The organism is Campylobacter sp. BCW_6460 (assembly GCF_001762705.1).
Taxonomy (GTDB): Bacteria; Campylobacterota; Campylobacteria; order Campylobacterales; family Campylobacteraceae; genus Campylobacter_D; species Campylobacter_D jejuni.
In genome coordinates this window covers 46,474-68,194 of sequence record NZ_MJXI01000002.1, presented here as the reverse complement: position 1 = coordinate 68,194, position 21,721 = coordinate 46,474, and the positions used below count along the sequence as shown (strand labels likewise).

Below are 21,721 nucleotides of genomic sequence, written 5' to 3'. Positions count from 1 at the left end.
CTAAAATAAAGGTAGAGAATGAAAAAAAGTTTAATTTTAGCAAGTATTCTAGGTTTAAGTTTAAGTGCTGCGGAAGTCAAAATAGGAGTTGTTTTACCACTTAGCGGAGCTACTGCAGCATATGGACAAAGTGCACTAGAAGGGATTAAACTTGCAAATTCAATGCAATCAACTTTAAGTAATGGAGATAAGGTTTCTCTTGCTATTATTGATACTAAGGGTGATAAATTAGAATCTTCGAGTGGAGCAAATCGTTTAATTTCTCAAGATAAAGTTATAGGTCTTATAGGGGAAATGGTTACTGCTAATACATTGCAAGTTATGCGCGTAGCAGAAGATAATAAAATTCCATTGATCGCTCCTGCTGCAACTGGCGATAGATTGCTTGATAAAAAAATATATTCTTCTCGAGTATGTTTTATGGATAGTTTTCAAGGTTCATCTTTAGCAAAATATGTTTTTTCAAAACTTAATTACAAAAGTGCTGTTATTGTGGTAGATCAAAGCACTGACTATTCTTTAGGTTTAGCAAAAGCTTTTGAAAAACAGTACAAGTCTAATGGTGGTCAAATTCTTAGAATTTTAAGAGTTAATTCAGGTGATAAAGATTTTAGAGCTATTGTAGCTCAAGTTAAAAGTTTAAATCCAGAATTTATTTTTTTACCGCTTTATTATAGTGAAGCTTCTTTATTTGCAAGACAATCAAAACTCGCAGGTTTAAATATTCCTATGGGCTCTGCAGATGGAGTTGCTGATCAAACTTTTATTAGTTTAGCTGGAGATGCAAGCGAGGGTTATATTTTCACAGATAGTTTTGATGCTAATAATCCAACTACAAAATTAAGCAAAGAATTTATTAGTGTTTATGAAAAAGCTAAAGGAACAAAAGAAGTTCCAAATTTTTCGGCTATGGGTGCTGATGCGTATTTTGTAATGCTAAATGCTATGAATGCTTGCGTTGAAAATCTTACTAGTAAGTGTGTCAATGAAAAAATTCACCAAACTAAAAATTATCAAGGTGTTTCTGGTGTTATCAGTATTGATCAAACAGGAAATGCAACTCGTTCTGTAGTGGTTAAAGAAATTAAAAATCAAAAGCAAAATTATAAAGATATTATCAATCCTTAAAGGAAAAATAGAAAAATTATGGATTCTACTTTATTTTTACAACAACTTGTTAATGGGCTTAGTTTGGGTAGTATGTATGCTCTTATTGCTGTTGGCTATACTATGGTTTATGGCGTGTTAAGACTTATTAATTTTGCTCACGGCGATATTATGATGGTTGGTGCTTATGCAGCTCTTTTTTGCATGACTAATCTAAATGTTCCTTTTCTAGGAGCTTTGTCTTTAGCAATGATTTTTGCTGCCTGTGTTGGAATAGCTACAGATAGAATTGCTTATAAACCTTTAAGACAGGCTCCTAGAATTTCATTGTTGATTACAGCAATTGGTATTAGTTTTTTCTTGCAAAATCTTTTTAATATGCTTTTTACTTCAACACCTAGAACTTTTACACCGCCAAGTTATTTTGAGGAAAGTGTTAATTTTGGTGGAGTGATAACAACTTATGGTTCTTTAATGGTTCCTGCTCTTACATTTGTTATTTTAATAGCAGTGTTATGGATTTTGTATAAAAGCAAATATGGTATAGCTATTCGTGCTTTGGCATTTGATATACAAACAGTAAATTTAATGGGTATAGATGCAAATCGTATTATTGCTATAGTTTTTGCCCTAGGTTCAGCTTTGGCAGCAGTTGGGGGTGTTTTTTGGGCCGCAAATTATTACTCTGTCGAACCTACTATGGGAACTTTAATAGGTTTGAAAGCTTTTGCTGCTGCAGTTTTAGGAGGTATAGGTTCTGTAGTAGGTGCAGTTTTAGGTGGACTTATTATAGGATTTACTGAAGTTGTTGTTGTGGCTTTTTTTCCAGATTTATCAGGCTTTAAAGATGCATTTGCTTTTATTTTTTTGGTGTTTATATTGTTATTTAGACCTACGGGAATTTTAGGTATAAATTTTGAAAAGAGTAGGTTTTAATGATGGTTAAAATTAAGGTTTCGCATTTAATCTTTTTGATTGCTTCAATTATTTTTATTTTCACTTCTCCTTATATTTTTGGGGACTATGGATTAAACATTGTTAATCAAATTGCTATTTTTATTATTTTGGCTGTGAGTTACAACCTTATTAATGGTGTAACTGGACAATTTTCACTAGAACCCAATGGATTTGTTGCGATTGGAGCTTATGCGGCTGCTTTAGTTCTTTTAAGTGCTGATGCAAAAAATGATCAGTTTTTTTTAGATGGTCCTAGTTCTTTTATTTTAGCTATCCAATCAAATTCCTTTATTCTAGCTTTAATCGTAGCTGGAATTTGTTCATCTTTGCTTGCCCTGATTTTAGCTTTTGCTGTATTTCGCGTGAGAGGGGATTATTTAGCTATTGTAACTTTAGGCTTTGGAATAATTATTAAAATAGCTGCTATTAATTTTCCTTCTATTACTAATGGCTCAAGAGGACTGGTAGATATTCCACAATTTTCCACGATCTATTGGACAGGCGGTATTGCTATTGTAGCGGTTATTTTAATTTTAAATATAGTTTATTCTAAATATGGTCGTGCAATGAAGGCTATAAGAGATGATGAAGATGCTGCAAGTGCTATGGGAATAAATACTTTTTGGATAAAAACTTTAGCTTTTAGCACTTCAGCATTTTTAGAAGGTGTAGGTGGAGGACTTTTAGCTTGTCTGTTGACTACTGTATCTCCAACTCAATTTGATTTTTTACTTACTTTTCAGCTTTTGATTATTATTGTTTTGGGTGGACTTGGTTCTACTACAGGTGCTATTATAGGTGCGATATTGGTTATTGGTGGAAGTGAGTGGCTTAGATTTTTAGATGAGTTAAATATAAAAATAGATTCTTTAAATATTGATATCCAATCAACGCCAGGACTTAGAATGGTTGTTTTTTCTATTGTTCTGATTTTAGTAATGCTTTTTGCAAGAAAAGGCATAATGGGTTATTACGAGTTGAGTGATGTGATTAGAGGGATTAAAAAGCGTTTTAAAAGGAGTAAAAAATGATTTTGGAACTAAAACAAATTTCAAAAAGTTTTGGTAGTGTTAGGGCTATCAATGAAACTTCTTTTAAAATCAATGAGGGTGAAATTTTTGCTTTAATTGGACCTAACGGGGCTGGTAAAACAACTCTTTTTAATATTATAACAGGTAACTATAAACCTAGTTCAGGTTCGGTTGAATTTCTAGGAGAAAGAATTGATCACTTAAAACCTCATAAAATTGTGCATTTAGGAATAGCTAGAACATTTCAAAATATTAGACTTTTTTCAAGTATGAATGTGCTTGAAAATGTTCTTATTGGTTTTAATAAACAAATGAAATATAATATTTTTGAAGCCTTTTTGCATTTAGGACGTTTTGGAAAAATAGAACAAGTATTTAAAGAGAAGGCTTATGCAATATTAGAAGAACTTGGTATTGCAGAATTTGCTCATGAAAAGGCTACTAGCTTAAGTTATGGACAACAAAGAAAAGTTGAGATTGCAAGAGCAATGGCTACTCGGCCAAGATTATTATTGCTTGATGAGCCAGCCGCTGGGATGAATAGCTCTGAGAGCGATGAACTTGCTGAGCTCATTTTTAAATTACGAAAAGATTATAAAATTAGCGTTTTACTTATAGAGCATGATATGAAATTTGTAAATAAATTGTGTGATCGCGTATTGGTGCTTGATTATGGAAAAACAATTTTTGAAGGTAAACTTTGCGATGCTGTAAATCATAAAGAAGTAATTGCTGCGTATTTAGGGGATTTTGATGCTAATAGTTAAAGATTTGCATGTTTATTATGGATTAATTGAAGCTGTTAAAGGGATTGATTTTAAAGTGGAAACAGGTCATATTGTTTCTCTTATAGGTTCAAATGGAGCAGGTAAAACTTCAACTTTAAATGCGCTTTTAAATTCAGTTAAAAGAACTGGTGAGGTTAATTTCTTAGGTTATGATACTAAAAGACATTTAACTCATACTTTAGTTCAAAAAGGTATAGCTTTAGTTCCTGAAGGAAGGCGTGTTTTTATCAATTTAAGCGTAGAGGAAAATTTAAAAATAGGTGCTTTTAATAATGCTGAAAATTATGAGCATTTAAGAGAGCAAATGTATAAACTTTTTCCAAGACTTGCAAGCAAAAAGCATGCTTTAGCTGGAACATTGAGTGGAGGGGAAGCGCAAATGCTTGCGATTTCAAGGGCTTTAATGAGCGAACCAAAACTTTTGATGTTGGATGAGCCTTCTTTGGGACTTGCTCCAAAGATTGTGGGCGAAGTTTTTGATATTATTGTGCGTTTAAAAGAAGAGGGTATAACTATTCTTTTGGTAGAGCAAAATGCTTATTCTGCATTAAAAATAAGTGATTATGCTTATGTTTTGGAAAATGGTCGCATTGTAATGGAAAACGAGGCTAAAAATTTAATAGGTGATGATGAGATTAGAAAGAAATATTTAGGGCTTTAAAATTTAAAGGAAAAAGAATGAAAAATATAATAAAAAGCATAGGGGATTTAAGAGTTTCGGTTGTATTGTTTTTGCTTTTCGCGCTTTTTTGTGCTTTGGCAACTTTTATTGAAAGTGCTTATGGAACTCCTACGGCTTGGGCAATGGTTTATGATACTTTTTGGTTTGAATATATACAACTTTTACTTGGTATTAATTTACTATGCGGGATGTTTCGTTATAAAATGTTTGGGCTTAAAAAATTGCCTTTAATGATTTTTCATATTTCTTTTTTATTTATTTTAGTGGGTTCTGCAATGACAAGATATGCTGGTTTTGAAGGTATTTTACCTATTAGAGAGCATACTCAAAATTCACTTATAGAAAGTTCTAAGACTTCTTTGCGTATTGCTGCTATAAAAGATGGAGAACGCTATAGTGCGGTTAATGATCGTTATATAGGAAATTTGCCTTTTGCTAATTCTTTTAAACTAAAACTTAATTTAGGTGATGATCAAGCTGTATTAAAATATAAAGATTTAATTTTAAATGCTCATTATACTTATAAAGAAAATAATAATTCTGATCCTTTATTGGTTTTGATGCTTTCTCAAAAAGGATCTCAAGGTGTTGATGTTAAATTTGAAAAAGGTGAAGTTAAGAATATAGAAGGGGTTAACTTTGCTTTTATGAATGATAATGTTAAAGCACCTTTTGTAAAAATTGATGAAAATTTAACTTTAAGTTCAAGTGAAAACTTACATTTTTTAAGTATGTTAGATGGACAAAATTTAGACCTTAAAATTGGAGAAAAGGCAAATGCTAAGGAAAGAAGGCTTTATGAAATTAATGATATTAGTTTTGTAGTTAAAGCTGCTTCTTTGCATGCGCAAGAAGCTTTAGAAGGCTCCAATAGACCTCAAGATGAAAGTTTTTGGTTATGGTTTAAATCTGCTTGGTTAGAAGTGGGTAGAACTATGTTGATTTCTACTTTTGGCGAGCCTCAAAATTGGAAAAATTCTTTATTATTACATTTTAAAGATTTTGCTTTAAGCAATGAGAATAAAAACTTAGAATTAACTGGCTCTAATGCTTTAAAATTAGAATTAAGCTATAAAAATGAAAGTAAAGAATTTTATATTTTTGAATATAATAAACCTATTATGATAGAACTTGCAGGTCAAAAATTCTTTATTTCTTGGGCACTTTCTTATGAACAATTGCCTTTTGATATTTATTTAAGAGATTTTGTATTAGATCGTTATCCAGGTTCTATGTCTCCAGCTTCTTATGCAAGTGAAATTACTGTAAAAAATAATAATGAAAATTTTGATTATAGAATTTTTATGAATAATGTTTTAGATTATGATGGCTATAGATTTTATCAAAGTTCTTATGATCAAGATGAAAAAGGGACTGTTTTATCTGTAAATAAAGATCCAGGCAAAATACCAACTTATATAGGTTATTTTTTGCTTTGTCTTGGAATGTTTATGAATTTTTTAAATCCTCATTCTAGATTTAGAACTTTGGCAAGATTAATCAATAAAGACACTTTAAAACATACAAGTGTGATTATTTTTATTTTATTGCTATCTTTTGGTTCTGAAAAGACTTTTGCTCAAGATTTAAATTCAACCTTACCTGTGGTAAATACTAATCATGCTAAAGCTCTTGCTACTTTAATAGTTCAAAAATCAGCAGATGGAAGAATGGTGCCTTTTGATACGCTATCAAGAGAAATTTTAGAAAAAATTCATCAAAGCGATAGCTATAAGGGTCAAAATTCTAACGCTGTTATGCTTTCCATGCTTGTTGATGTAAATAAATGGCAAATGGAACCTTTTATTTTAATGCCACAAAATCAAGCAGTTCGTGATGCTATTGCAAATATTTTAGAAATTCCTAGCGCTAAATATATTTCTTATAAAGATTTCTTTGATGAGAATAATCGCTATAAACTTCAAAAATATGTTGAAAATGCAAATCGTAAAAACCCAAATGCAAGAGGAGTTTTTGATAAGGAAATTATAAAACTAGATGAAAGAGCTAATGTTGTAAATTTAGTTTTTAGTGGTGAATTATTTAAATTTATTCCTGTTCAAAATAATCCAAATAATGTTTGGCTTGCACCTTTTTCTGCTGTAACTACTCTTAAGGGGGATGAAGGGCATATTGTTTGGGCTTTAATACAGAATTATTTTAGTGCCGTGGAAAATGCTTTTAAAGATGGCAATTGGACTAGAGCTGATGAAGGCTTGAAATTTATCAAAGAATATCAAGAAAAAATAGGATATAAAGTCATGCCTAGTAAAACCAAGGTTGAAATGGAAATTTTTTCTAATAAGGCTGAAATTTTCGTTAAACTCGCTCCTGTATATTTAATTGCGGGTTTTTTACTTTTGATTCTTGTTTTTTCTAAAATGGTCATACCGAATTTAAAAATCTCTTTTATATTTAAAGTGGTATATGTTTTAAATGTTTTAGCTTTTGTAATTCATACATTAGGTCTTGGACTTCGTGCTTATTTATCAGGTCATGCTCCATGGAGTAATGGCTATGAAAGTATGGTGTATATAGCTTGGGCATTGTCTTTGTCGGGTATATTTTTCTCTAGAAAAAGTCCTATAGCCTTGTCATTAACTTCTATTTTATCCGGTGTTGTATTAATGGTTGCACATTTAAGCGAAATGAATCCGCAAATTACAAATCTTGTTCCTGTGCTCAATTCTTATTGGCTTAGTATTCATGTATCTGTTATTACTGCTAGTTATGGATTTTTAGGACTTTGTGCCTTACTTGGTATCTTTACACTGTTCTTAATGTGTTTTCTTAAGAAAGATGGAAAATATAATCTTAATATTTTGAGAAATATTACAGAGGCTACAAGAATTAATGAAATGGCAATGATTTTTGGACTTTGTTTGCTTACTGTAGGAAATTTTTTAGGTGCAATTTGGGCAAATGAAAGTTGGGGGAGATATTGGAGTTGGGATTCTAAGGAAACTTGGGCTTTGGTTAGCATTTTGGTTTATGCAGCAATTTTGCATCTTAGAATGATTCCAAAATATTGTAATCAATTTGTGTTTGCTTTATGGAGTATGTTTGCTTATTGGGTTATTATTATGACTTATTTTGGAGTAAATTACTTTTTAACAGGACTTCATTCTTACGCTGCAGGCGAAGCGGCTCAAATTCCTAATTATGTTTATTGGGGATTTGCGTTGATGGTGGTTTTAGCTCTTTTTGCAAGAAGGAATCGAAATTTTGTGGGCAAACTTTAAATGAGCCATATTTTTTTGGTTATTTTTTGTGCTGCTTTAGCGCTTTTATTGTTTTTAGGCATAATTGCTTATCTTATTACAAGTGATGGCAAAAAAACAGTTAAAAAGCAAAAAACTAGCCAAAAGCAGCATGTAGCTGAAAAGACTAAAAAATTTGATACAGACTTAGATAAAATGATAATTGCTGCTTCCGATGTTAAGCTAACAGATGTTGAATTAAAAGAACTTGCCAAACTTTATGTGCAGACACATAAACTTGGTTCAAAAACTTCTAAAGAATTAGATGAAGCAACAAAAAAGAAACTAGAATTTGTTTCTGCTTTGGCTGCAAATATTAATGCAAGTGCACAAACAGTCAGTTACTTAAATAAAGAACTTAAGAAAATTTCTGGATCTTACAAAAAAGAAATTGATGCTTACGAGCATATGGGATTAGCTAAAAGAAAAATTAAAGAAGATAAATAATATGGTGCGCTCAAGAGGATTCGAACCTCTGGCCTTTTGAACCGCAATCAAATGCTCTATCCAGCTGAGCTATGAGCGCAAAAATAAGTTAAAATTATATATAAATATTCTTAAAATAAGCAAAATTTTGCTTATTTTGTTTGTTTTTTAGCTTTTTTACCTTCATCTAAATCAAATTCTTTAGTCTTTTTTGAATGATAAAATATAAAACCCACAATCAAAATACAGCAAATCAAAGAAAAAATATAAAGTGTACCATAAGGGCTATCTTTAAAAAAAAGATTATTAGTATTCATTCCAAAAAATCCTACGATCAAATTTAAAGGTAAGAAAATAGAAGAAAGTATACTTAAAAGATAAATACTTTTATTCATTTTTTCATTTTTAATTGCACTTGTTAATGTATAAAGAGTATCAACTCTTGTTAGATGTTCTTTGGTGTTTTTACTTAAGATGCTGATGGATAAATTTAAAATTTTTAAATGTTTTTTGTATTGTGCTTGTTCACTAAGCAAAAGATTGAAAGCTTCGCTTAGAAGATTAATTTGCTTTAGATTTTTGTTGATTTTTTGTCTTAACACAAAGGATTTTTTGTAAAAATTTTTAACAAAACCACCTTTTAAGATAATACCTTCTTTGTGTTCTAAAAGGTTTTGAAAATGAGTATTTTGTACTTTAAAATCTTCTAAAATGGATTTAATAAAATTTGAAAATTCTTCTATGCTAGAAAGCTTAAATTCTTCATTTTGAAGTTTATAAATTTTTTCATCGTTAAAAAGCCAAGTTTCCAAATTTAATCCCACGTAAACAAAAATTTTTTGTCCATAAATTTCGCTATAGAAAGTTTCTAAATTCTTTGCTTGCAGGATTTTTTTTAGATTTTCGTGTAGCTCTAGCATTTTATTTGCCTCTTAAGTGATAAAAATTTCTTTTAAATTGCGTAAAAGAATTGTTTAAAATTGCCTCACGCATCTTTCTTGCAAGTTCAAGATAATAATGTAGATTGTGTAAACTTGCCAAACGAAAAAAAGTAAGTTCTTTAGCTTTAAAAAGATGGTTTAAATAACCCCTTGAAAAATTACGACAAGTATAACATGAGCAAGTAGGATCTATGGCTTCATGATCGTTGATAAATTCTGCTTTTTTGATATTAAATTTTCCAAAACTTGTGAAAAATGTTCCATTTCTTGCATTTCTAGTTGGCATCACACAGTCAAACATATCTACTCCTCGCTCAACATTTTCCACCAAATCTTCAGGCGTTCCTACACCCATTAAATATCTTGGACGATTTTCATCTAGATAAGGGTTTAAGTTTTGTACTGTTTCATACATCAAGGCGTTTTCTTCGCCCACGCTAAGCCCACCTATAGCTAAACCATCAAATGGCATTTCGTTTAAACTTAAAGCACAACGCTTTCTTTCTTCATAATTTGTACCACCTTGGATAATACCAAAAATATTTTGCCCTATACCTATACCTTTATTTTGCATACTTTTATGATAAGCAATAGCCTCTTTTGCCCAAAATATAGTACGATCAACAGAAATTTTAACCCTTTCTTTGGTTGCGGGTAGAGCTACTAAATCATCTAAAATCATCATAATATCAGAGTTAAAATCATATTGAGTATCTAAAACACTTTTTGGAGTAAAAAGATGACGACTCCCATCGATGTGACTTTTAAATTCTATGCCTTCATTAAAATGTTTGGAATTTTTACTTAAAGAAAAAGCTTGAAAACCACCACTATCGGTTAAAAAACTTCTATCAAATTTCGTAAAACCATGCAAACCTCCAAAATCTTTTACCACTTTGGAAGTTGGACGCAAGTACATGTGGTAGGTATTTGCTAAAATAATTTTTGCATCAAGCTCGTTTTTTATATCATTAGCATCAAGACTTTTAACCGCTCCTACTGTGCCAACAGGCATAAAAACAGGGGTTAAAAAAGTGCTGTGTGCGGTAGTGATTTCACAAACCCTTGCCATTCCATCTTTATGCTTTAATTTAAATTCCATTTGTTATAATTTCCTTTTTGGAGTTTAAAATGAATAATATTTTAATTATAATAGACGGTATTTTAGCAAAGCATTTCTTAGAAAGGCTTTGTTTTGAAAAAGGCTTAGGTTACTTTTTTACAGTAGTGTGTCAAAATAGTGAAAAAAATAACTTAAATATTTCTAGTGAGTATATTGACTTGCATTATTTTGATCCTACAAGCACAGCGCGTCTTGAAAATATTATGAGTAAAGATTTTAAACAGGCTTTTATTTATATGCAAGATGAATTTGAAACTAAAAAAAGTTATGAGGCTTTGCGTTCTTTAAATCCAAATTTAGAAATAGAAATAATGGATTTTTGGGGGTTAAGTGTTAATGATACTCATGCAAATTTAGCTGATGCTAGAATGACTTTAAGCCGTAGATTTATGGATTTTTTACCAGATATTGCTTTAACAGCTCAGTATATAGGGCTTGGGGTTGGAGAGATTATGGAAGTAAAAATTCCAGCAGGGTCTATTTTTGCTTATAGGCACATAAGTTCAATACAACAAAAAAGGTGGCGCATAGTCCTTATTTATAGAAATTCTAAGATTTATTTTGTAAAACCATCTTTTGTTTTAGAGCCAAATGATAGCATTTTGATCGTTGGAGATCCTGTTGTTTTACAAAGTATTTTTCATAATATAAGAGGCAAAGCAGGGCAATTTCCTATGCCTTTTGGAAGTAATGTTTTTGCTTTAATTGATATGAAAAATATGAATCAAAATATGCAAGAAAGAGTGCTTGATACTACTTTAAAATTAACTCAAAAAAGCAATGCAAAAAGATTTTTTATACATGTTATCAATCCTAAATTAGGGGTAATGTATGAAAAATTAAAAAAACTTTCTGAGAATAAAGAAGGTGTTTTTTTTGATTATTTCAACACGGATTTTAAACAAATTTCCACATGGTTGCAAAATAATGATATAGGATTAGTTGTAACCGATATAAAAAATTTTGAGAAAGAAAAACAAGCTTTTTTTGATTTAAAAATTCCTATTATGAAGGTGGGTGAAGCTTCTTTTGATGAGCTTAAAGAAGCAATTATTTTAAGTGCCGATGAGAGTGAACTTGAAAATAATGCAAATGTCATTGCTGATTTAAGTAAACAGCTTGATTTTGGAGTTATTTTATATTATTATAATCCAAATTCTCAAAATACTACAGATATGGAGGAGTATTTTAGAAGTTTATCTAAGCTTTATGATAAAAATATACAAATTATTAATAAAAATGATGAAAACCCTCTTTTAAATTTGCAATATCGCGAAGATTTGTTACAATTTGTGAGTTTTCAAAAAGAATTACTAAATAGAGATTTTGGCAGAAATTTAAGTACAAATTTAAATAGGCATTATTATAAAATGAGACAAAATTACCAACTTTTCATACCAGTAGAATAAATAATTAATTAAATGTGATAGAATAAACGCAAAAAGAGTAGTTCAATGCAAGTAGAAGTTAAGTTAAAAGAAAATGCTTATAAGGTTTATATTGATGAACTTGAAGAATTAAAATTTGATAGTAAGGTTTTTATACTTTCAAATCCTAAGATTTCAGGTCTTCATTTGAAAACATTACTTTCTAAAATTAAGGCAAAAGAAATTTTTATTGCTACTGTAAAAGATGGTGAAGAATATAAAAATTTAAGCACCATAGAAGAAATTTTAAACCAAATGTTTAATTCTAAATTGGATAGAAAAAGCGTGCTTATAAGTTTTGGTGGTGGCGTGATTAGTGATATGGGCGGATTTGCTGCTAGTATTTATCAAAGAGGTATTGATTTTATAAATATTCCTACTACACTTTTAGCTTGCGTTGATGCAGCAGTAGGTGGAAAAACAGGTGTTAATAATAATTTTGGTAAAAATCTTATTGGCACTTTTTATCAACCTAAAGCTGTATATTGTGAGAGTTCTTTTTTAAAGACTTTGAGTTCTAGGGAACTTGCTGCAGGTATGGCTGAATTTATTAAAATGGCGACAATGTTTGATGATAGTATACTTGATTTTATAGAAAAAATTGATGAAAAAAGTTTCTTAAATGCTACTTGCGAGAATGAAATTTTTACTCAAATTATAGCAAGAAGCATAGAACTTAAATCAAGGGTTGTTGAACAAGATGAAAAAGAATCAGGGCTTAGAATGCTTTTAAATTATGGACATACTTTTGCTCATGTTATAGAAAATTTTACAGATTATAAGTTTTATTTACACGGAGAAGCAGTAGCTATAGGTATGGTTATGGCAAATCAATTAGCTTTAAATTTAGGGTTTTTGGATAAAATGCAAAGTCAAAGAATAAAAGATATTTTACTTAAATTCAGTTTGCCAATATCATATAAAATCAATAATGTAGATGAATTTTATGAAGCTTTTTTCATGGATAAAAAAAGCTCTAATAAAAAAATCAATTTTGTTCTTGCTAATCCTTTGGGTAAGGGTTTGATAAAAAGCGATATTTCTAAAGAAGATATAATTGCAACTTTAAGAGAATTTCAATGAAAAAAATTATTATTTTAACCTTTTTTGTTGTTTTTGCTTTTGGAGATGTAAATCGGACTATTATTAATAATATAAATGAGAAAATTAATACTTTAAATACTGTAATCAGTGCTAGTATTTGGAATATACGTTATGAAAATTTTATAAAATATCAAGATATAAATGATGAATTAATCATTTTAAATCTTAATTTAAAAAAGACTTCCGATATTCACCAACAAGAAGAACTTAAACGCAAGATAGCAAATTTAGAAGAGCAATTGAGCTTGCTTAAAGAATATAAAGATTTAAATTTTGCACAAAGTCTTAGTGCTCCTGATAATATAGAAACTTTATCTAAACTTACTAATCCTTTGGCTATTATAGGAGCTTTTTCTCATATTAAGAAATTAAAAGGAGAAAAGGAAGAGTATATATTTAAATTTAATGATTTTAAAAATTTAGTAGATAAAATTAGAGAAAAAAACTCAGAACTTAAGGAATTAGTTGAGCTTAAACCAAGTGTTGAGAATATAGAAGCTTTAAAGGCTTCGGATAAAAAATTAGAAGAATTTGAGCAAGCTTTAAATTTTGCTAGTGTTTCTTATTCTGTTTATGAGAAAAAAATTGATGAAGAGCTTTCTCGAGTAAGTGCTGAGATTAAAGTTCAAAGCTTAAGGGCTGTAAATATACTTGTTGCTATTGTTGTTGTTATAGCTATAGCTTTTATGTTGAAATTTATTGCTAAAAAATATATTAAAGATAGTGAAAGATATTATACCGCTACGAAGATTATTAATTTTATTAATATAAATATTATTTTTCTTATTTTGCTCTTTGCTTATATAGAAAATATTACTTATCTTGTAACTATACTTGGTTTTGCTTCTGCAGGCTTAGCTATTGCTATGAAAGATATGTTTATGTCTATGCTTGGATGGTGTGTGATTATTTTTGGTGGAAGTTTTAGAGTAGGGGATCGTGTAAAAGTTTTTCAAAATGATACTACCTATATTGGAGATATTATAGATATTTCTTTTTTACGCATTACTCTTTATGAAGAGCTTACGCTTGAAACTTATAGCAAAAATCGTCGTAGTGGGCGTATTATATTTATTCCTAACAACTATGTTTTTACAAATTTGCTTGCTAATTATACTCATCATGGTATGAAAACCGTGCTTGATGGCATTGATATAAGTGTTACTTTTGATAGTAATCTTGATAAGGCGCAAGAAATTGTGGAAAATATTGTTACACGCCATGCCAAAGGTTATACTGAGCTTGCTAGAAAAAATATAGCTCGTTTGCAACATGAATATAGTATTAAAAATCCTAAAGTGGAGCCAAGGTTTTTTATGTTTTTTGAACATTGGGGAATGCGAATTTCTGCATGGTATATGACTAATGCTTATGCGGCTTTGGTATTAAGAAGTACGATTAGCAAAGAGATTATAAAAGAATTTAATAAGCATAAAGATATAAAAATTGCTTATCCATCGCAAAATTTATATTTGGGAAATTTAAATCAAAATCATTTTGAACAACATCATGAAAATATGCATTTTCATACAAGGAATAAAGATTGAAAGAAAAAGTTTTTTTTAAAACCTTTGGGTGTCGCACAAATATTTATGATACAGAGCTTTTAAAAAGTTATGTAAAAGATTATGAGATTATAAATGATGAGAATAAAGCACAAATTATCGTTGTAAATTCTTGCACGGTTACAAATGGAGCTGATAGCGGGATAAAGTCTTATGTAAATACCATGCAAAAAAAAGGCATTAAAGTTATACTTACAGGTTGTGGTGCTGTAAGCAAAGGTAAGGAGCTTTTAGATAAAAAGCAAGTTTTTGGAGTGCTTGGAGCGTCAAATAAAGATAAAATCAATGAATTTTTAGGAGCAAAGACAAGTTTTTATGAACTTGGAAATTTAAATTTTATTGATAAAGATATAGTTTGCGAATATGAAAATCATACCAAAGCTTTTGTGAAAATTCAAGAAGGTTGTGATTTTGCTTGTTCTTATTGTATTATTCCTAGCGTGCGGGGAAAATCAAGAAGTGTGGATGAAAAAGCTCTTTTGAAACAGGTTGAAATTTTGGGGGCTAATGGCTATAGTGAAATTGTTTTAACAGGGACTAATATAGGTTCATATGGGCTTAAAAATGGCACAAGTTTAGGCAAGCTTTTGCAAAAAATGGGACAAATTTCAGGTATAAAACGCATAAGGTTAGGTAGTTTAGAACCCGCACAAATTGATGAGAGTTTTTTAGAAATTTTAGATGAAACTTGGCTTGAAAGGCATTTACATATTGCATTGCAGCATACAAGTGAAAAAATGCTTCGTATAATGCGAAGAAGATCGCATACGGATAATGATTTAAAGCTTTTTAATACTATAGCAAGCAAAGGATATGCTTTAGGGACGGATTTTATAGTAGCTCATCCAGGTGAGAGTGAAGAGCTATGGCAAGAAGCTTTGAAAAAATTTAAAGAATTTCCACTCACTCATATTCATGCTTTTATTTTTAGTCCTAGAAACAACACGCATTCTGCTACCATGAAGGATGTGATAAATGGAACTTTAGCTAAAGAAAGGCTAAACACTTTAAAATCCATAGTAGAAAAAAATAATTATGAATTTAGGAAAAAAAATCAAGTTTCACTTGAAGTTTTGATAGAAAATCAAAAAGATGGTTTTTTTGAGGGTTATGATCAGTTTTTTAACAAGATCAAAATTAAAAGTGATAAAGATATAGCTAAAGAATGGATTGTTATATCTGAATATGAAGTGCAAGAAAAGTCTAACTTTGCAATTTTAAAAGGCTAGATAATGAAAAATAAAAAGATAATTTTAGCATCTTTTATGGTTTTATGTATGCTTTTGGGAATTTTATATTTTAAAAATGAACCTAAATATATAGATGAAAATCTTTATCAAAGTCTATTAAGCCAAAATTTAATCCAAAAAGCTGTGATTGATAAAGACGAAATTTGGCTTAAGGCAGAAGGTGAAAATTACGTAATTATAAAAGATGGCATAGATATAAAAACACTTTTAGCAAAAGTTCCTATAGAGGTTAAAAAAGATAACACGCTTTGGGTGTTTTTTATTTTACTTGTTTTTATTATCGCACTTTTTATAAGTTTTGGTTATTTTGCCCGTAAAAAAGAATTGGCTAAATATCCTATATCAAATAAGAATCACATTCAAGCTCAAAATTCAAATATTAATTTAGAAAGTTCTCATATAAAACCTGTGATTTCAGATATTACTTTTAATGATGTAGCAGGTGTTGATGAAGTTAAAATGGAACTAAGCGAACTTGTAGATTTTTTACAAAATCCTAAAAAATATAAAGAATTTGGTGTAAAAATGCCAAAAGGTGTTTTAATGGTAGGCCCACCAGGTGTAGGAAAAACATTGATAGCAAAAGCAGTTGCAGGAGAAGCAGGGGTGCCATTTTTTTATCAAAGTGGTTCAAGTTTTGTTGAAATTTATGTAGGTATGGGTGCAAAAAGAGTTAGAGAGCTTTTTTCAAAAGCTAAAATGATGGCTCCTAGTATAGTTTTTATCGATGAAATAGATGCTGTAGGTAAAGCAAGGGGAGAAATGTCAAATGTTGAAAGAGATAGTACTTTAAATCAACTTTTAACCCAAATGGATGGTTTTGAGGACAATAGCGGGGTTATAGTTATAGCTGCAACAAATAAAATCGAACTTATGGATTCTGCTTTATTGCGTTCAGGGCGTTTTGATAGGAGAATTTTTTTATCTTTACCTGATTTTAAGGATAGACTTAAAATTTTAGAAATTTATATGAAGGATAAAAATAATAATATCAATTTAAATAAAATCGCCAAAGCAAGCGTAGGTTTTAGTGGAGCAGGACTTGAAACTTTGGTCAATGAAGCGGCAATTAATGCTTTAAGAAGAAATAGTGCTTTAGTTGAGGAAAGTGATTTTTATGCTGTATTAAATAAAGTTCTTTTAGGCAAGAAAAAGATTTTAAGTTTTAATGATGAAGAGAAAAAAATTCAAGCCACTTATCAAGCTGCAAAAGCTTTGAGTGCATATTATTTTGACATAGGATTTGATAAAATAACTCTCATTGAAGATTGTTTTAAAGAATATGAGCATAATATAAGATCAAAATCAGAGCTTATCAATCGTATAAAAGTTTATTTGGCTGGTTCTAGAGCTATGAAATTAATTTACAATGAAAGTTATACCAACTCGCAAGATGATTTTTTAAAGATTAAAGAATTGCTTGATTATATGTTGAGTTTTGATATGTTAGAAGAGTCAAATTTAAATGAACAAAAAAAAGAAATGGATGAATTTTTAAATTCTATGAAGGATAAAATTTTAAAATTATCAGAGCTTTTGCTTGAAAAAGAAAAGATAGAACATGTTGATGTTAAAAATATAATGCAGATTTGATTATATTTTAATCATCAATTTCTTTGTGCAAGATAGTTCCATTAAAATCTATAAGAATTTTTACATCGTTATCAAATTTAATCTTGTAATGGTTGATTTTTCTTTCGATTTCTCTAGCTTTTGTATTTGGAAATTCGTTTTTAATGATATTAGCTAAATTTTGAGGTAAAAAATCTAGTTCAAAAGGAAAGGCTTTATTTTCAATTTCTTTCCAAGCTCCATCTATGTCAAATTCAAGTTCTGTCCCATCGCTAAGATAGACTTCATAGGAATTTTTGTCTTTTTGCACGATCCCTATAGGTGCTTTGAAATTATGTTGTAAAAATTCTTTAGAAACACTTGGCAAATTATCAGCAGAAATTATTATATCAGCGTTTAAAGATAAACTTAAAATAGTAATAATACTTAAAAATTTAATTTTCAATATTTTTCCTAATTATTTTTTAGTAAAATTGTAAAGAATTTTATGTGAATTTTATGTGAATTTTAAGACAATATTATAAAAAATAAAGGTTTAATACTTTGCTTACAATTTTTTTAATTTTTTTAAATGTTTTATGTTATTTTTTGATTTCTTATGATTATTGCAATATCCTTGGTTTGAATATTTTATTTTTTAATGGAGCTTATTGGCAACTTTTAAGTTCAATGTTTTTACATGGAAATTTAACTCATCTTATATTAAATATGATAGTTTTATTTCAATTTGGGCGTATATTAGAAACTTATTTGGGTGCTTTGCGTTTTATTTTTATTTATTTTATTGGCGGGTTGTTATGTTCACTTTTAAGTGTTTTTTATGTGTATTTTGATTTTAAATATTTTGGAGAAAATATAAATGTCATAGGTGCTAGTGGTGCAATTTGTGTTTTAATGGGTTTTTATGCTGTTCTTGATAAAAATAGCACAAAAGGACTTATAGTGGCAATTTTACTTATGAGTTTTGCGCCATTACTTATGGGGGTAAATGTTGCTTGGTATGGTCATATTTTCGGGTTTATATGTGGTTATATTTTAGCTAAAATAAAAGAGGTAAAATGAAAAAAATTTATATTATAAGACATGCAAAAGCAAGTAAGAGAGGAGATATCGATGATTTTGAAAGAAAGCTTACTAAGAGTGGAAAGGAAGATTTAAAAAAACTTTTTAAGAATCTTGCCTTGCATGAAATTCATCCTGATTTAGTGTTATCAAGTCCTGCTGTTAGAACCGCTAAAACAGCGAAAAAAATAGCCAAATTTTATAATTTTGATAAAAATAAAATTTGTTTTGATGAAAGATTGTATCTTTGCAATGTTGAAAATTTGCTAAAAATTTTGCAAAATATTGATGATGAGTTTAATGAAGTGTTTTTAGTGGGCCATAATCCTGGTTTAATGGAGCTTGGAGAGTTATTAAGCTCGCTATGTTTAGCTTCTTTTCCAACTTCTTCTATCTTGTGTTTAGAATTTGATATTAAGGAATTTAAAAATTTAAAAAAACATAGCGGAAAATTAGTTTTTTTTGAACATGTACGCAAGTTAAAAGAAGAAAAAGATTTAGGTTTTTAGTAAGAGATTGACTCTTACTTCCAACCTTCTATATAATTTTTTAGTTTTCTTCCTACTTTAGGGTGTTTGAGTTTTTTTATAGCTGAGCTTTCTATTTGTCTCACTCTTTCTCGAGTGACATTAAGCTCTTTCCCAATTTCTTCTAAGGTTCTATCGCTTTCATCATCCATTAAGCCAAAGCGCATTCGAATTACCGCTTTTTCCCTATCGTTTAATTGATCTAAAACTTCATCAATTTGTTCTTTTAAATCATCCTTTAAGATATGATCCATTGGAGAAAGTGAATTTCTATCTTCAACAAAATCTCCAAATTTACCATCATCTTCATTTCCTATTGGAGCTTCAAGAGAAATTGGTTCTTTTGTAATTTTAATAACTTGTTTAACCTTATCTACGCTTAAACCTACTTCTTTAGCTATAACGCTGACATCAGGTTCTTTTCCATCTTTTTGTAGATGTTCGCGGATAATTTTGTTAATTTGATTGATGGTTTCTATCATGTGGATTGGAATTCTTATGGTTCTTGCTTGATCAGCTATAGCCCTTGAAATAGCTTGCCTGATCCACCAGGTTGCATAAGTGGAAAATTTATAACCCCTTTTGTATTCAAACTTATCCACAGCTTTCATCAAGCCTATATTCCCTTCTTGAATAAGATCTAAGAAAGGTAGACCACGATTTGTGTAGCGTTTAGCTATGCTTACAACAAGACGCAAGTTTGATTTTGCCATTCTTCCTTTTGCTTCATCAGAGATTTTTTTACCACGTTTAATTTGCTCTAAAATTTCTTTTAAACGTGATTTTTCAAGATCAAAGCTTTTTTCACTGGCTTCTTTAGTTTGAAATAGTTTTTTAATTTCCATATAAGTGCTTACCATGGTTGTTTCTAAAGCTCGCTCTGTGATTTCTTCTTTGCTCAATTTTGTAATATCTTTTAAAATATCTGCATGGCGTTTTTTAAGTTCATCAGAAAACATAGGTAAGCGGTATTCTAAACGCTTAAGTTCTTTGTCAAATTCTTCATCACTTTTTAGTGCAGTTTCCATTGATTTTACGATTTCACTAATAAGTTTTGAAGTAGGGCCTAGATCCATTAATTTTTCTTTTAAAATATTTTTTTTGAATGCAATGCTTAATTTATCTAAAAGCTCATCTCCACTTTCCTTGTCTTTGGATGTTTTTAGCCAATCTTTTTTAGCTTTTTCTAGAGCTTTAAATTTTTCTATAACTTTTAAAGTTCTTTCATCTTCTTTTTTGCTGTTTTTTTTAGTATTTTCTTCATCTGTTTCTAATTCTGTTTCGTTTTCTTCATCTTCGTCTATATCAAGTTCATCAAGTTTATCATCATTTTTTTCTTCATCGTCAAAGCTTTTAAATAATTCTTTTACTCTTCTTTCTCTGTTTATTAAAGGTTCTTTATAATCTAAAATAAAATCTATCAAATAAGGTACAGAACAAAAAGCATCAATGATAATATCTTCACCAAGTTCTATTTTTTTAGAAATTTCAATTTCTTCATCTTTGTTTAATAAAGCAATTTGTCCCATTTCTCTTAAATACATACGAACAGGAGAGTCTGATCTGCTCCATTCTAATAAATCGTTTTCATTGGCTAAATCAAATTCGTTCTCAAGGCTTGTATCTTGGAGTTTTTGTTTTTCTTCTTGAAGTCTTTTTGCATCTTCTATGTTTTTCATTTGTGCAATTTCAGCTGCTGAAAAAAGTTGCACTTTGTGTTTTTTCACTAATGCTTGCACTTTTTTAGCGGTTGATGCACTTGGTTGTTTTGTAAGATATTTTACCAATTTTTCATATGTGATATAATCTTTTGCATTTTCTTGAAATAATTCTTCTAATTCAGCTTCTTGAGTTTTGGCGTTCATTGATTATCCTTGAAATTTATATAAGCTTTAGATTTTATCTAAAAATTGCTTAACTTTCTATATAAATCGGTTATTATGCTTATGATTTAAATATTTTTTCAAATTTTTCTAAAGCTCTGTTAAAATTATAATTTTTTCTTTTTAAGGTATAAAATTTACGCTTTAGGTTGATATTTTTTAACTTGATTTCATAAAGTGTTGAATTTTTTAATTCTTTTTCTATGCTTTTTTTGGAAAAAATAGAGATTGCTTTTTTTTGTAAAACAAGTTCTTTAATCGCAGCCATTCTATCAAGCTCAAGAAAAATATTAAGTTTTTTTGAGCTTGCACCAATTTCGTTTAAAAATTTATCCCTTAAGCCTGAGCCTACTTCTCTTAAAATCCACTTTTGTTCTAAAAGTTCATCGATATAAAATTCTTTTTCATTGAATTTTTTATCACTTGTAGCTACTATAAGTTCATCATTTTGCCAAAAATTTATTTCTAAATTTTCATACTCCACTAAAGCTGGATCAAGTTCTGCTTCAATAATTGCAAATTCTATATTTCCGTTTTTTAGCAAATTTAAACATTCTTTTGAATTCTGTGTTTGAGAGCGAATTTCTATGTTTTTAAATTCTGCTTTAAAATCAAATAAAATAGGAGCTAAAAAATGTTCAGAAATGCTTTGAGTTGAGGCTATTTTTATTTCCCCTAAGAGCATACTTTCGTCGTTTAATTTTTCTAAGCTTTGGTAGTAGGCTTGTATAATTTTTAACCAATTTTTTCCTAGTTCTAAAGCTTTTGGTGTAGGTAAGAGTTTTTTTCCAAGTCTTTCAAATAAAATGCCATCAAATTTATTTTCTAAATTTTTAATTACTATTGAAACATTAGGTTGAGTTATGGAAAAATTGTTGGCTGTATGAGTTGGACTTTGAGTGTTTAAAAGATCTAAAAATATTTCCATATCTTTGATTTTCATGAGTGATTCCTTTATTTAATAAAAAAAAATTATTATAAAAATTAAAATAATATATTTTTATAATTTTAATAAA

19 protein-coding genes and 1 tRNA gene are annotated in these 21,721 nt (G+C 29.3%); 14 read left to right on the top strand and 6 right to left on the bottom strand.

The window, feature by feature from the left end; genetic code table 11:
• Window positions 1-18 precede the first annotated feature (18 nt).
• Genes AJ881_RS00950 through AJ881_RS00920 form a run of 7 tightly spaced genes read left to right on the top strand, consistent with a single transcriptional unit; the run spans window position 19 to window position 8,272 of the window.
• Entirely contained in the window at window positions 19-1,128 is a 1,110-nt protein-coding gene (locus AJ881_RS00950; RefSeq protein WP_052949351.1) for an ABC transporter substrate-binding protein, read from the top strand.
• Between the two features lie 18 nt (window positions 1,129-1,146).
• On the top strand, window positions 1,147-2,043 hold the full coding sequence (locus AJ881_RS00945) for a branched-chain amino acid ABC transporter permease (RefSeq protein WP_002852952.1): 897 nt from the start codon (window positions 1,147-1,149) through the stop codon (window positions 2,041-2,043).
• Window positions 2,043-3,095: a branched-chain amino acid ABC transporter permease gene (locus AJ881_RS00940; protein WP_070282482.1), complete on the top strand. Its 1,053-nt coding sequence runs from the start codon at window positions 2,043-2,045 to the stop codon at window positions 3,093-3,095. Before AJ881_RS00945 ends, AJ881_RS00940 begins: the two co-directional genes overlap by 1 nt.
• A complete protein-coding gene (locus AJ881_RS00935; RefSeq protein WP_053872352.1) occupies window positions 3,092-3,862 on the top strand; it encodes an ABC transporter ATP-binding protein in 771 nt (256 codons plus the stop codon). Before AJ881_RS00940 ends, AJ881_RS00935 begins: the two co-directional genes overlap by 4 nt.
• Entirely contained in the window at window positions 3,849-4,544 is a 696-nt protein-coding gene (locus AJ881_RS00930; RefSeq protein WP_002852965.1) for an ABC transporter ATP-binding protein, read from the top strand. Before AJ881_RS00935 ends, AJ881_RS00930 begins: the two co-directional genes overlap by 14 nt.
• A 17-nt stretch (window positions 4,545-4,561) precedes the next feature.
• Window positions 4,562-7,807: a cytochrome c biogenesis protein gene (gene ccsA, locus AJ881_RS00925; protein WP_070278090.1), complete on the top strand. Its 3,246-nt coding sequence runs from the start codon at window positions 4,562-4,564 to the stop codon at window positions 7,805-7,807.
• A 15-nt stretch (window positions 7,808-7,822) separates the two neighbouring features.
• A complete protein-coding gene (locus tag AJ881_RS00920; protein WP_074470042.1) occupies window positions 7,823-8,272 on the top strand; it encodes a hypothetical protein in 450 nt (149 codons plus the stop codon).
• Between the two features lie 2 nt (window positions 8,273-8,274).
• Here the strand turns inward: AJ881_RS00920 and AJ881_RS00915 are convergent.
• The 3 genes from AJ881_RS00915 to tgt form a co-directional block, all read right to left on the bottom strand.
• Window positions 8,275-8,351 (bottom strand) — tRNA-Arg (locus tag AJ881_RS00915).
• Between the two features lie 52 nt (window positions 8,352-8,403).
• A complete protein-coding gene (locus AJ881_RS00910; RefSeq protein WP_070282484.1) occupies window positions 8,404-9,171 on the bottom strand; it encodes a magnesium transporter CorA family protein in 768 nt (255 codons plus the stop codon).
• Between the two features lies 1 nt (window position 9,172).
• Entirely contained in the window at window positions 9,173-10,294 is a 1,122-nt protein-coding gene (gene tgt, locus AJ881_RS00905; RefSeq protein WP_002861746.1) for a tRNA guanosine(34) transglycosylase Tgt, read from the bottom strand.
• 29 nt (window positions 10,295-10,323) lie between these two features.
• Here tgt and AJ881_RS00900 point away from each other — a divergent pair, with 29 nt between their 5' ends.
• The 5 genes from AJ881_RS00900 to AJ881_RS00880 are packed head-to-tail and all read left to right on the top strand — an operon-like array spanning window position 10,324 to window position 17,254.
• Window positions 10,324-11,724 (top strand): COG3400 family protein, encoded by a 1,401-nt coding sequence (locus tag AJ881_RS00900; RefSeq protein WP_002861745.1) that lies wholly within the window; start codon window positions 10,324-10,326, stop codon window positions 11,722-11,724.
• Between the two features lie 45 nt (window positions 11,725-11,769).
• Complete coding sequence (gene aroB, locus AJ881_RS00895) at window positions 11,770-12,825, top strand: 3-dehydroquinate synthase (RefSeq protein ID WP_070282486.1); 1,056 nt, start codon at window positions 11,770-11,772, stop codon at window positions 12,823-12,825.
• Entirely contained in the window at window positions 12,822-14,393 is a 1,572-nt protein-coding gene (locus tag AJ881_RS00890) for a mechanosensitive ion channel family protein (RefSeq protein WP_070282488.1), read from the top strand. The genes aroB and AJ881_RS00890 overlap by 4 nt, the downstream gene beginning before the upstream one ends.
• Window positions 14,390-15,640, top strand: coding sequence for a tRNA (N(6)-L-threonylcarbamoyladenosine(37)-C(2))-methylthiotransferase MtaB (mtaB, locus tag AJ881_RS00885; RefSeq protein WP_044780249.1), 1,251 nt, complete (start codon window positions 14,390-14,392; stop codon window positions 15,638-15,640). Before AJ881_RS00890 ends, mtaB begins: the two co-directional genes overlap by 4 nt.
• A 3-nt stretch (window positions 15,641-15,643) precedes the next feature.
• Entirely contained in the window at window positions 15,644-17,254 is a 1,611-nt protein-coding gene (locus AJ881_RS00880; RefSeq protein ID WP_052949358.1) for an AAA family ATPase, read from the top strand.
• Window positions 17,255-17,261: 7 nt separating this feature from the next.
• Here the strand turns inward: AJ881_RS00880 and AJ881_RS00875 are convergent, their stop codons facing one another.
• Entirely contained in the window at window positions 17,262-17,678 is a 417-nt protein-coding gene (locus tag AJ881_RS00875; protein ID WP_004305692.1) for a PepSY-like domain-containing protein, read from the bottom strand.
• Between the two features lie 98 nt (window positions 17,679-17,776).
• On the opposite strand from AJ881_RS00875, the gene AJ881_RS00870 reads away from it, so the two are divergent.
• Complete coding sequence (locus tag AJ881_RS00870) at window positions 17,777-18,295, top strand: rhomboid family intramembrane serine protease (RefSeq protein WP_052949359.1); 519 nt, start codon at window positions 17,777-17,779, stop codon at window positions 18,293-18,295.
• Window positions 18,292-18,804 (top strand): SixA phosphatase family protein, encoded by a 513-nt coding sequence (locus AJ881_RS00865; protein ID WP_004305696.1) that lies wholly within the window; start codon window positions 18,292-18,294, stop codon window positions 18,802-18,804. Before AJ881_RS00870 ends, AJ881_RS00865 begins: the two co-directional genes overlap by 4 nt.
• A 14-nt stretch (window positions 18,805-18,818) precedes the next feature.
• On the opposite strand, the gene rpoD is transcribed toward AJ881_RS00865, so the two are convergent.
• Window positions 18,819-20,687, bottom strand: a complete 1,869-nt coding sequence (gene rpoD / locus AJ881_RS00860) for an RNA polymerase sigma factor RpoD (protein ID WP_004305698.1) — start codon at window positions 20,685-20,687, stop codon at window positions 18,819-18,821.
• A 79-nt stretch (window positions 20,688-20,766) separates the two neighbouring features.
• Window positions 20,767-21,648: a LysR family transcriptional regulator gene (locus AJ881_RS00855; RefSeq protein WP_004305699.1), complete on the bottom strand. Its 882-nt coding sequence runs from the start codon at window positions 21,646-21,648 to the stop codon at window positions 20,767-20,769.
• Between the last annotated feature and the right edge of the window lie 73 nt (window positions 21,649-21,721).